This is a genomic window from Pseudomonas sp. KB_15, from assembly GCF_052114525.1.
Lineage (GTDB): Bacteria > Pseudomonadota > Gammaproteobacteria > Pseudomonadales > Pseudomonadaceae > Aquipseudomonas.
The window spans coordinates 20,179-32,792 of record NZ_JBFREX010000021.1; the positions used below are offsets into that span (position 1 = coordinate 20,179).

Genomic DNA, 12,614 nt, shown 5'->3' on the forward strand with positions numbered 1-12,614 from the left:
CCACATTTGCGGCTTCGAGGGCACCGGGCTTTGAGAGTCTGTTGTAACCCATTCGCGTCTACCTTCTGCCGCCGGTTGGGTATCACTAGCGAGTCTTGCGCCAGAAGATTAGGCTAACGACCGCTCTTGGCCGATTCTGTTGAAAACAGTCGGGCTCGCCCAAACGGCCTGGTCATTGACTGTTAAAACGCCTTTTTAACGCTGCTACGTGAAATCTGAGTGCTCACCAATCACATTATAAGCAATTTCGCAGCCTCTCCCACTTAATGACCTGGCACCACTGCAACCACATGTTCCCGCATGAATTTCCGCTCTTGGTCAAAATCCCAAAATCCCACCGCTAGTTGAGTAACCTCCAAGACTACCCGTGGTTCCTCGTATAAACCTTTCACTCTGCAATACCCACCCACCTTCATCTCCTCACACTCCTGTGCACCTACCGACCAAGAGATACCATAGGCCATATGCCGCCTCAACCACTTCTCTGCCCGCATTGAGGCAACTGGAGTGCTTTGGATTGTTCGTTGAATGCTGTCATGCAGCCCCGTACTGGCCTGTCTGTCAGCCGCGATAGCCGGCATAAGTGCCAAAAACATAGCATTGGCCTGCAACATGGGAAGCCTTTCGTATGAGTCCCAGATGCGATTTGCATGATCCGTCAGCTCGTCCCCCAGATCCCACGCGAGCCAGACAAGCAGCGTCCGCAACTGCATTGTCTCATCAACAGAATCACCAGCGGCCTCGTCTATCGCAGCAAGCAATCGTGATTGCGAACCCAGCAGATACTTGAGGCTTTCATCGAGCAGATGGCGGCGATCGCACACTTCGACAAAAGTCAGCCCCGTGGCCGCCCAGCGTTTCTGCTTGTCCAAATGGCGCAACTCTCGAATCAGTGCTAACACCGCTATCAACTGAATTGGAGCAACGATCTGTCGCGATGTATCCCGACTTGCCAGCTCTAACTGCTGAACCATTTTCCTGCACAATGACCGTGCTTTTTTCGCGACAATAAGCGCGATGTCAGCATCTGAAAGCTTGGTCTCTTCAGTAGGGACATCAGCATCATCGTCTGACGCTTCATCCTCTTGCCCTACCTGTTCTTCTTCGGTTCGTCCATGGTGATCGACCACATTGCCTTGCACTTCGAGACCTTCATTCAAGCGTCGAATCAGCACATCGATCAGATAGGCCAAATCACCAGACTTCAGCAGACGCTGTTTGTGCTTGCCTCTTGCCATGTCATTGATACTGATCGACAGCGTATCCGGAGACGCACCAAATGCAGAACTGTCCGTCCTTGTACGATGTTCACGGATAGCTTCCACGATCTCGTGGTTCGTCTGCTCAGCAAAAATGACACGCTCAACACTCGCAATGAGTTGGGAGATATCAGCATCACTAGACCCCAACTCGCTGAGCGCTGAACGGACCAGATAATGCCTGGAAGATTGTGCAGTCGTTTCGATGACGGAGGGATGCAGAATCATCGCACGAGCAACAGGGCAATCATCTACCTCCAGTAGACAGGAGCGAATGTCAGTAAGCTCGACTGTCGCTCTGAACGCAATTTCCTCGCCGCTACAGTCGATCACATAGACCCGCTCCAGCTCTTCTTGGTTAGGACCGAGTAATACCGCAGTGGTGACAACGAGGGGAACTCCTCGTTTAGCAATACGTATCTGACCCTGTTGCGGGATGGAGTAACCAGAGAGGATCGGCCCCCCCCCCTCTTGATACGTGTTCTCACTGGGCAAATTCCGCTGACGGATCTGGGCGAAGGCCTCAAGGCTTAAATCAGGCAGATCGAACAGGCCATTCATCATCGTGGTCTTTGCGATCTCGCGGGCGCGATTACCGCTCTGTAGTAGAACGACTTCGACGTTGCCATGCCCCTCGTCGCTCATCCAGGCAGGACTACTCGGGTTGGCACTCCCACTGACAAATATATCGTCACCCGGATCGTAGCACTCGAAGTAGAAAACCTTCGCATGCAGATAGCCGACCTGCTTGATCCACAACGAACGCGCATCAACGTGCCGCGCCCCTTTGACATCACAAATGCCGGGATGCTGGACCGTTTCGGGGTCAATACCAACTACGACTTGGGCCTCAGGCCAGCGATTCTTCAATTCGTGAATCAGAAGTAGCCTGGCATCAAAGAAAGCACCCAGCACTGCAATCCTCAGCACCGGTGCCGTAACAAGCGCGGCAACTTGATCAATGAGCGATGGAGAACCTGCTCCCTGCCCTAGCACAGCCGGCGTAGTAACCGAAGGCTTGGTTGTGGCGATCAAAGGCGTGACGAAGCGATTGATCGCCAGTGCCGATTCCAGAATCGGCGCAGGCACCTTGCCATGCTCCAGATTGATCCATTGCCGAAGCATCTGCCAGAGCGATCTGAGAATAGCGGCACCCTCTCTATCCTTAACGCCATCCACCTCAACCCAATTGGTAATCTCGCGATTAAAGCCTAATCCGGACAGAGTAAGGTTGTGACTTCCAACTAGGATTGAGGCTTTCTTCGCCCCCAGCAACAGGCAGATCTTCGGGTGGAAGGCCCCATTCACACCAATTGGCAATAGCGTGTAAGCATGTCCAGCCAAACGAGGTCGGGTCGCCTGACTCTCCCAAGCAACAGCACATTGCTGTCGATCCATGAGCACCACGTTATGCCGGCATCCAGCACTCACTAACTTACGCAGCAACACTTCCTCGTAAAAGGGGAGTGTCGCGTTGAAGGTGGTGATCAGCGAAGCTTCGTACCCTCCCCGCTTGATCACGTCCAGAATCGAGACGGCTTCAGACACTGGCCGCCTCCATCAGACTCCTGCCCGAATCGGTGAGTCGTGTCTTACCTTCATCATCACGAATCAACAATCCCAGATCGCGCAAGATGCGTACTGCTTGCCGGAATCTCGGCGTTGTATGGGTGGGGGGTGGAACCTGATCGCACACAACTTCCAAACCAAGCTCCGATGGATGCAACTGGAACGTTGATCGACCTGACTGCCGAAGCTTGCGCAATGCCACACGCAGATGAGTATCCATGCACCAAAGCATCAACTCGCTCATCACCTGTTGAACGGACATCGTCTGCCAATTAGCGCAACGATTACGGAAGCTCACCAAGTTAATCGGGTAATCCCGCAACGACTCCGAAGTAATCGCCAGTCCTGAATACGGCAACTGAGTCGGATCATCGCGAGCAACGAGCATGGCCAATAACTCAAGGCATTTAGCGAGCAATAGTGTGATTTCCGCTCCACCCGCCCACCCAACAATCAACTGCTTGCCGAGTTGGATTTCATGTCCCATGTCTTCCCAATCAGCTAGGCCCGACCCTAGCTCCCTTGAGTGAGCTACAAGTTCCTCAAAGGTCTCCTGCCCTAGCACATTCAACACTTCATCCATCTTTTCCGAGCGAGCAAACCAATGAGCGAACGCTTCGATCGAGCCGAACCCCCATCGCTCATCGGACGTCTGTGGCTGTAGCTCCTGTAAGCAAACCGCGAGGATCGTCTGAAAAGCCACTGACAGAAGATCGTTTCGTACGTATACGACCCAATGTGCGCGGGTACTCTGCAGCGCCTGAGGTATAGTCCAAGGCTCACCTGCGGGCAATGCGCCGGTATAGACACAAGCACGAAAAACCCCCTCAGTGAGATCCTCGCCATCCGGAAGAGCATCCGCCAGTTGTTGGATCAGCGCCAAACTGCGGCGGCGCTGCTCGCCTTCCTCTGCATACACACCTTTACTGTCGAAAAAAATATCGGTGAGCTGCTGGCACTCCGCGCGGCTCGAAGGAATGTTGCAAGCGCAAAACTCACTCAGTTCATCCAGATTCGTCTGGGTGACTTTGTCCCCTTCCACAATCTCCCAGAAACGCTTGCCTGGAATGTAGGTATCGAAGTTCTGCGCAAGCAGAGTGCCGTACTCCTCGCTGTATCTGGCCCATGACGTTGTAGAAGACTCCATGATCAACAGATTGGCCAAGGTGCCAGCGTAGTACTGAGAAAGACCACCCAACCTGTTCACAAAGTACCGGTCCGCAGAGTTTTCGGTCGTTGCGTACTGCGACAAACATAGAGACTCACCAGCCTTCAAACGAGCCAATGCCGGAACGAGCTTGATGCGGCCAACCATCGCGATGCCATGCTGCTCACCTTCTTGATCACTAACCTGCGAGTGCCGCTCGGCAATCAAAGTGAACAGGCAATCTGCCCGCCGGAAACGCTCAACAAAATGGGCATGGTCGTCTTTCAAATAGCGCTGGTCATAAGACCAGACCAGCCAAGGGTAGAAAGAGTAGTAGCGCGCCCGATCAGTAACGTTGGTGATGCCTGGAAGCAACTGGCTATAGATCATCCCGCAGGGCGCCTGAGTCCCCAGATGATCGATTCCGGTACTGGCATAAGGCGGTTTCAACCAACCAGTGGTGAGCTTCATTGACGATTAATCCTTCAATACGCCTGGTAGCTTTCAAGGAGCGAACGGTATAGTGGCATAGCGCCACACAAAAATGACAAGGAAGTACCGTTGAAGTATCTGCTCGACCTGTTCAAAACCTATGCCACCACACTGCTACAAGTCACCATCACCCTTGGCGTTATAGTGGTTTTCGCCTACTGGGCTCTCATCATCAATTTTTACCCGACCGGCATAACGATAAGTGAAAGCTTGCTCTTCGTTTTTGCCGCCTTGATGTTCGGACTTTTCTACGGTCTCTGGTATCTGCTCGCACTGGGTGCAGTTCACGGCCTCTTCCATTGGCGCTCGGATCAGATCAAGTTCGACAGTGGTATCTTCATTCTCGGCATCGCGCTGGCATCCGTACTCGGCATCGCCGCTTGGGCTGCCCAGAATGTGAAAATATTGGCTCCACTCCTGGGTGCGATGATCCTTTTGATCATTCCCTGGTACTGGACGCCCCTGCCGCTTTACACACCAGTGGCGCAAGTGCAAAAACACCAGCGCCTAAAAATTCTGATCGTACTGACGGCAATCATTTTGCCAATGGTCTTCGTACCCGACCTCACAGCGAACATCATATCCAACTCCATGCAACGCCTCGGCTTCCGGCAGATGGATGTATCGCTGAGCCTGGATACGGCCAACCAAAACATCATAAAGAGCTTAGTGGATGAGTTAGATCTCACGCTACATAGCTGCGRCAACAGTAGTCACCCTGAACAGGTTGTGCACCATGTCAACGTCCTCTGGCATGGAATGGGCGAGCGCACTCTGATCGAAATGCCATTTCTGACCGACAGCAGCGGATCGGCATACCAATTCGAACTGAACAGATCGGGAGTGAATGTCGTTCGCCGCCCGGACAACAAGGCCGGCATTCCATTGTGCTTTACGCTAGGCAATGACTTGCTGTTCGAAAGTTTTGCTTCCACCCTGACGCCAGATAGCGACGCGGCTCTTACAGCCTTTGCAGAGAAAGTAAAAACCTATCTGGAAGAGTCCAAGCGCAAAGTCATCGCAGTCACCGTCACCGGTCACAGTGATCGGAACCCGCTGCTTGCTTCTAACGATAGTAATGAGAAGCTGTCACGCCGCCGGGCTGAGAGTGTCGTCGAAAAACTCAAAACCCTTGGCCCCGAATTGCAGTTAAAAATCAAGGCGGCAGGCTCTCACATGCCGATCTCAACCTGCGCACGCAATCTGCCCAAACAAGAACTCAAGGAATGCTTGGCGATGGATCGCCGCGTGCAGATCGTTATCCAAACGAAGGAGATACAGTAACGGGCTTGAAAAATTAAAGGGCGGGCAATCCCCGTCCCATAGATTCTGCGGGCGCGGGAAGAACGCTATCGACGAAGCGCAAACCTTTGACTCCGTAAAATAGGGAACACATGAATAAATGGTTGAAGAGCCGCGCTATGTGGCTGACAGCATTGCCGGCTGTGATAGTTCTTGTATCGGTACTGGAGACGACAGCCACCATCTCTGGCCCACTTCTGCCATACCTGTTCCCACCTAAATCACCCGACGACATCAATCCTGCACTGCTTGGAAACTGGTACCAGGAGTTCGAGTTTCCAGACCGTGGTTTCATCGTCCATTTCCAAGGCACCATCCAGTACTTCACGAACAAGACCTACAGGGTCATCGGCGACTTGAAAGCGACCAGTACCGTACCGGGCATTCCATTCGTCATCCACTACGACTATGACGGAAATGGAGAGTGGCAAGCGACCGACACTGAACTCGTGATAAAAGCTCTAAACGTAAAGGCTCCAGCATCTCGCGTAGACCGCGGAGGAACGACCATTCCAGCCAGCGATATTGGACTACCCGCAGACAGCCCTGCGCTGGACCTTGGCCCAAAAATCATGCTCGCCCAGTCACAACGATATGACATTCGCAGCACAACGAAGGACAAGATTGTCCTAGAGACCAATGGTCTGTACGAAGATACGTTCATGATCAATATGACGCGTACCAAACGCACCTACCTGCGATAACACATATACGCCAAGTAAATAACTGTCGCCGACTGACGTCGCTGAAGCATTCTCGTATTTCGGCTAGTGGAGCGAAAAGCATTGTGATCGGCCTAGACAAAATCCCGCATTGATCACATGCTGGTAGCACGCGACTGTCTGTAAAGACTGCAATTTGGAAATGCGAAGAACCGAAAGTCCACCCGGGGAGCTAAACGCTAGGCAAATCTAGGTCATCCACGATGGCGAAATACAAGAAGCGGCCGGCGTACTCCTCAGCCGCTTTGTGGAATCAATTCTCTGGTTCGTTGACCAGCCAGTAAGCCTTCGCTGCCCCTCCCTGCCTCGCGTAACTGATACAGAACGCCATAAGATCACTCAGGTGAGCATTGATCGCCGAGCGGCGAATCCCAGGCTGAACGCCGATCACGGAAAACGTGAGCTTGGTGGCCGGTGTAGTTTTCAACAGCTGAGTAACGTCGGCTCTGTTGCCGCGAACAAAGTAGGAGGGTGATGTGTGCCTTGGAAGCATCCTATCTTCCATGTGCTGAACAATCGTCGGCACGTTGCAGTAATAGACCGACTTGACCAACTGTCCTGCCACCTCGTAGACATCACCCACACGGCCTCCACTTGGTGGCCCACCCGCACCTTTGCAGTGGTAGAAGCTGACGTTAACCTCATCCTCAGCATTCTTGGTTACGCAGATATAATCGGCGGCCTCCCCCGCCCTGTGGTCGTAGAATAGTCCTTGAACATCCGGCAGGTTGACTAGGTGTCGCTCCAGGTGCTCCTGCACGGTCAGGTTTCCGGCGAGCAGGGCTCGCTTTCGCAATGTCTCGGGGGATTGATCCTGGGGTAGAAATTCGATGTGTATGCCACAGCCCCTCCAGTCGATGATCTCTGCATCGCCAGGAGCCAAACGCTCGGTTTGCAGCAACGGTGCGGCCATCAAATTCATCCCCTCAAAGGATGATTTGTCGGCGGCGTAGAACACTGGACTGTGCTCGCAGAGCCAGTCCGCCATTGCAACCCAGGAGTCGTGGGCAGACTCGATCTCGATGGAGACGTCAGGATCCAGACACGTCACCATCCGTGCGTTTGCCAAGTGAAATCGCATTGGCACCACGCCGAAGGCGCTAACCAGTAAAAAGGATAATTGCCCCGCCTGTAGGTCGCACTGAAAGTTCTGGATGTCCCATTCAACCAATCTCGAATATTGAACGCGCTGCTGGGTGGCAGCCCGAAAGCGGACTTTCGGGTTGTTTTTGAATCCGCTTTTAGGCCAGTTCGCCGCTATGACCACATCTGGTAACCGACTCAAAGGCTTGCTAGAGCGCACGATGTCTAACTGGGTTGCGCTAAAGGGTGCATTACCGGAGAGGCGTCCGTTCAGGGTTTGCACCCACTCAACGAAATCAAGGATCGAGAGGCGCTGATTGCTCCATATCCGGGAACTGCTGCTTGCGCCAATCGTTTCCTTGACCTGCCCATTCATACCGCTGCCGAAGAAGTGTCCTTGGGAGAAGACTCGACTGTCGCCGGCTGTCACTGCCCTCTCCGCCTGGGGGCCAGTGAGGGTTCGATAAGTCTCTCCCTGCGAGTTGAACGTCGTGTTCTTCAGCCCAACGTTGTAAAACTTGACCTCCTCCAAGCCCGCGCGCGCCCTGCTGGTCTGTTGGTAGCTGAGCGGTCTGCAGCCACCGGGAGAAATCGTATCCATGATGCTGAGGTAAAGCTTTTCCGTTCGACGGGTCGACCCTATGTAGCAGAGCTTTGCCACCTCGAAAAACATCAAGAGAAATACGTCATGACGCACATCGATCAGAGCATCAGAGATGGCCCAATTGGGAGACGTCTCGTCTGCCGTCAAAACCAACGAGATTGTCCCGTCTTGAGTTCCCCACTGCTTCACAATCCGCAAATGCCGCCCAATCGTGGAGTCAAGGAGCCCAAAATTCGGTGGCTCGTCACACTCGAAAACACGTACATGGGCATATAAATTAAAAGACAGTGGCGAGACAGATTCATAGTCAGATTCGGCAATCTTCCTCACGGGGAGCCTTTCCATAAACTCCTGCTCCTCCAGAGATCCCGCGAGTTGAGCGATCGCAGCCTCATCAATCATCTGCGCAAGATTTACGCCTTCCTTGAGAAGAGACGCAGTTGCCTCCTTGATACGGAAAGTTGGTGCAATCAGCGTTGGCGGGCCTGTAGTTTCGTCCATACGGGCGAAGCGTCCAATGAATTGAATTGTGGGCACCAGAGACTGGTGGGGAGCATGGAGCGCCGCCACCTTGAGTTTCGGAAAGTCATAACCCTCCCCGAACATGTCCACGCAAACGATCGCTTCCAGCGCACCGGTGCTCAGCCTTTCCTCAATCGCCTACTGCTGACGCTTCGTAAGTTTGCTGCTGATGGCCTCGACCGCTATGCCCAGGCCTTGATAGAGTGGCACTAGATCCTGCGCGGCCTTGATAGTCCCTGCGCGTATAAACAGCCTATGATCGAACCCGTTTGCCCTGTCCTCGTTAAGCTGCTGAACAGCCGCCCGAGCTATGGCTTGATCAACATGTTCATCATCGAGTTCGTCCTCGATCGGCGCCGCACAGAAGTTAATTGGCTCAAAGGCCCCCTCATCGACAGCCCGCATTACGGGATATCGATAAACGAGCTTCCCTGGAATGATGCGCCCATCTCGTCGAAAGGGCGTTGCCGTGAGAAACAAGAACCGAGCTTTTGTGAAGTGTTCGACGTAGGCCATCCAGGAATCGGCCGGGGCATGATGCGCTTCATCGAAAATCACAAAATCGAAGAGATCCGGGGGCGCACCAGGGGCTAGGTCGGGTGATGAGCTTGAAGGTGTCGAAACGACAACGTCGTAGGTTCGAAGCGATTGCCATTCTTCAAGGGACTGAGGACGGCCGATATGCAGGTGCACGTAGGGAAGCGGACAATCTTCAGACAGCGCACCAATCCGGCGCAGCGTGGACATGACCGAAATATGTGAATGCACCTGTTTTCTCAAGGAGCTTGAAGGTTCCACTATCAGTACACGCGCCGGCCCCAGCAACATGGGAAGCGCCATCATCAAGGAGGTCTTTCCATAGCCTGTGGGCAAACAGACGATGGCAGGGTCGTCCTGTACGGAGAAATGCGCCAAAACGGCGTGCAACGCACCCAACTGTCCAGGTCTGAATCCATGATTGGGAGTACGCTGCTGTTGAAACAAATTCAGCGTCCCCGCTTGCTCAACAAAAAAATTCGGCACCGCAACCCCTCCTTTGGATCCGATTGAAGCGTACCCTGGTGCCGTTTTTGTGCAAGTGATAAGGGGTGTGGATGGGTTGCGGGGCAAGTGAATTCAGCACCGACGACGGATTACCAGCGGTCTGCAAGGTTCTCCACTGGTTAGCGTGCCTGAGTTCAAGTAAGCCGAAAATCCGACTTTTTCAACAGAGTCGGCCAATAGCTGCCTCTTGGAACCGATTGAACCTAACCTAAGGTGGCCAGTCGTCCACAAATCTAGGAACAACACCCCGGACCGAGTGGCGCCTGAACATTACCGGAGGACTATTCCGTACCGATGCTGGGGCATGGCTGCTACGAGGTGCTTGCATCGGCTTGAAACACAGAGTCGAGCGGTGTGTCGGCGCGCTACGGTGGATTCTACTCTTTCCGAATCGCTTGATGGATCAAGCCGGCCCAAATACATGGTTACTTCAAACCATCTCTGGTAGGTCTTTTTTTGACCAATCGAAAGGTTCGTCTACCATCTACCAAACATTAAGGATGAGAGGAAAAAACCATGGCTGGATATGAGCTTTTGCAGCTTATCGTGATCGGTGTCATTGCCGGCGCATTTGGGCAAGGGCTACGCACGATCGTCGGTCTCAAGAAGGCGAGCGATGAAGCAGCGGCAGAAGGAACGACACTTCGCTCGGAAGGGCTGGACGTTTCTCGTTTAATCTTCAGTCTCTTTATTGGGGCGATCGCTGGCGGCATTGGCATCCTCACCATAACTGGTTTCCAAGCAAGCGCCGCTGTCAATATCTCTGCCGAGATGTTCTTCGGTGTTGTGGGTGTTGGCTATGCGGGTACCGATTTCATTGAGGGATTTGTCCGCACACAACTACCGAAATGGGGGGGGCAACCATTTGTCCCGACCATGAGTCCGCGCTCCCTGCATTCTACTACCGAGTTCTTCACCACCATCTCAAGCACAGACCGAATCAAGCAAAGCTGCGAGAAGCTTTTGAAAATCCCTGAAAACGCTTCCGATTGCTCAGGTTTCGCCAAGGCAGTAGCTCAGGAATTTGCAATCACATTGACCGGACAGGCCAATGACATTGTCGGTCAGTTGACCTCAGCCAATGGCTGGACAGAATTGGGATCGGATGCTCAGGCTGGACAAAGAGCTGCTGCAGCTGCCGCAAGAGGCGAGTTCGTGATCGGAGCGCGGAAGGAGACGGGTAACGGACACGTTGTGGTTGTTGTAGAAGGCTCCCCCCTCGCACACGGAAAGTACCCGTTTGCCTACTGGGGCAAGCTCAATGACCCGGCGAATGCCGGATTCAACAAGACAGTGAACTGGGCCTGGGATCAAGCTTCTCGCGATAGTGTTACCTACGCCAGTCGGGGCGTTGTTTAGGTGGGGCGCATCCGACGTTTTATAGGGCCAGGTCTGGTTTACATCTGAGAAGTGCAGTCCTCGAACTGGATTGCAAAGCACATTGGCATAGATTTACAGACAAGGATTGGCGTCGTCGCTTACTTTTTAATATTGCGCAGCGCTAGAAAGAACAAACCCAACAGAGCAATTTCATCCGTATTTCGTTGTTAGAAAACGACTGCCGTTCTTGGTCGGTTTACACAGACATCAATAACAGCCTGACCGAAGCTTGCCCGCTATTTAGAGAAACGATGGTGGCGAACATTTCCTGAGTTGGAACGGAGGCGATAATGAAGAACGGAGTTCTTTTTGCTGTGGTCATGGCAGTGGCTTTGACCGGATGCACAGCAAGACTTACTGGTGGAGTGGATGCACTGAATCAGCGCATCGCTTATCTGGGTTTGAACGACAAGAACTGTTGGAACCCCGACAATCAGGAATCAGCGCGCTCCTGTCAGCTTGATGTTGGAGCCGGGATGAGGATCCGCCTCGACTCAATTGCCCTCCCCTCCGGAAACGAAAAAGTAGAGCAACAAACCCTCCCTTCGTCGTACACCTACACGTTTCCTGATGTGGATGGAGCAATGACCGACGGCCTCGCTCTTGGGCGCGAAAATGCCTTCTTCATGACAACGTTGCTCTCGATGTCCGAACAGGATCGCGATGATCCGGGCGCGTGGCAGCTCATGTATGGCAACGACAGCGAATCCTATTCCAGTCGAGTGAAGACTGCGCCAGGAACCTATGCCACCAGTATTCTCAAGCCATTTCTGGAAAAAATGCGTGTCGACTATCAGTTTGTAGAGAAGAGCGGTATCCCGAGGAGAACCACGTCTCAACTTGCAAAGCGCGTGTTCTGCTCCGCCGATGCGCGAGACCATACGATAGGGAACGGCCTTGCGAGCCGGACTTTGCATGTGACACTCCCCTCCGAGAAAGACGGTACACGCACTATTGCAATTGGATCGGACGACTGGTTTTACGCCGATCAAGTTGGTGTCATCGATGCAAAACGGGGAAGCGAATTTATGAGGTACACGCTCTCTACGCCCTCGCGCGCGCGCAACAATATCGAGCTAAGTATCGCCGTTCGCCTGAGCAGCGAGGAGGGAGTACGTTATGTCCCGCCATGCACCACGGTCGCGGATATAGAGCGCATGTTCGGAGTCGAGATTGTTGGCCTCTGGCGAGAACAATCCAATTTTGCGTTAAAGGGCAAAGAGGGCGACGCAACCGCTGACGGACTCATCACTTTGAGAGGGAGCGATAAATCGACAGTGAGCCCCGACGGTTATTACTCCATCGAGCTGCGTTCTGGCGCGACAGCCGCACCCGGCGGCAAGCTGGTCGACGCAACCAATCTCTGCGCAGAGATGAACTCTTGCCCGGAAAGCGTGCTGCTCGCACACCGCGACGTCCTGCTTGTAGGCCATCGCAAACAGATCCTTGGTTCCTTCTGGGCTCAATAACGCACGGGCGGGGAAAGGAGT

Annotated in this window: 8 protein-coding genes; 4 read left to right on the top strand and 4 right to left on the bottom strand. The window is 53.4% G+C overall.

Features of this window, described 5'->3' with window-relative positions; genetic code table 11:
- Positions 1–263: 263 nt before the first annotated feature.
- Positions 264–2,807, bottom strand: a complete 2,544-nt coding sequence (locus AB4Z35_RS17940) for a hypothetical protein (protein WP_442098418.1) — start codon at positions 2,805–2,807, stop codon at positions 264–266.
- The gene (locus AB4Z35_RS17945) at positions 2,800–4,446 is read right to left on the bottom strand and encodes a hypothetical protein (RefSeq protein WP_442098420.1); all 1,647 of its coding nucleotides are present in this window, start codon (positions 4,444–4,446) and stop codon (positions 2,800–2,802) included. Before AB4Z35_RS17945 ends, AB4Z35_RS17940 begins: the two co-directional genes overlap by 8 nt.
- A 90-nt stretch (positions 4,447–4,536) precedes the next feature.
- Between AB4Z35_RS17945 and AB4Z35_RS17950 the strand changes: the two genes are divergently transcribed.
- Both AB4Z35_RS17950 and AB4Z35_RS17955 read left to right on the top strand, forming a co-directional pair.
- Entirely contained in the window at positions 4,537–5,751 is a 1,215-nt protein-coding gene (locus tag AB4Z35_RS17950) for an OmpA family protein (RefSeq protein ID WP_442098421.1), read from the top strand.
- Positions 5,752–5,861: 110 nt separating this feature from the next.
- Positions 5,862–6,473, top strand: a complete 612-nt coding sequence (locus AB4Z35_RS17955; RefSeq protein ID WP_442098423.1) for a hypothetical protein — start codon at positions 5,862–5,864, stop codon at positions 6,471–6,473.
- A gap of 271 nt (positions 6,474–6,744) precedes the next feature.
- On the opposite strand, the gene AB4Z35_RS17960 is transcribed toward AB4Z35_RS17955, so the two are convergent.
- Positions 6,745–8,790: a restriction endonuclease subunit R gene (locus AB4Z35_RS17960; protein ID WP_442098425.1), complete on the bottom strand. Its 2,046-nt coding sequence runs from the start codon at positions 8,788–8,790 to the stop codon at positions 6,745–6,747.
- Between the two features lie 48 nt (positions 8,791–8,838).
- Positions 8,839–9,723: a DEAD/DEAH box helicase gene (locus AB4Z35_RS17965; protein ID WP_442098426.1), complete on the bottom strand. Its 885-nt coding sequence runs from the start codon at positions 9,721–9,723 to the stop codon at positions 8,839–8,841.
- A gap of 537 nt (positions 9,724–10,260) precedes the next feature.
- On the opposite strand from AB4Z35_RS17965, the gene AB4Z35_RS17970 reads away from it, so the two are divergent.
- The gene (locus AB4Z35_RS17970; protein ID WP_442098427.1) at positions 10,261–11,103 is read left to right on the top strand and encodes a hypothetical protein; all 843 of its coding nucleotides are present in this window, start codon (positions 10,261–10,263) and stop codon (positions 11,101–11,103) included.
- 311 nt (positions 11,104–11,414) lie between these two features.
- Complete coding sequence (locus AB4Z35_RS17975) at positions 11,415–12,593, top strand: hypothetical protein (protein ID WP_442098428.1); 1,179 nt, start codon at positions 11,415–11,417, stop codon at positions 12,591–12,593.
- Positions 12,594–12,614: the final 21 nt, after the last annotated feature.

Coding starts and splice junctions, on each gene's coding strand:
- AB4Z35_RS17945 (WP_442098420.1), bottom strand. CDS start 4,446: ATGAAGCTCACCACTGGTTGGTTGAAACCGCCTTATGCCAGTACCGGA.
- AB4Z35_RS17975 (WP_442098428.1), top strand. CDS start 11,415: ATGAAGAACGGAGTTCTTTTTGCTGTGGTCATGGCAGTGGCTTTGACC.
- AB4Z35_RS17955 (WP_442098423.1), top strand. CDS start 5,862: ATGAATAAATGGTTGAAGAGCCGCGCTATGTGGCTGACAGCATTGCCG.
- AB4Z35_RS17970 (WP_442098427.1), top strand. CDS start 10,261: ATGGCTGGATATGAGCTTTTGCAGCTTATCGTGATCGGTGTCATTGCC.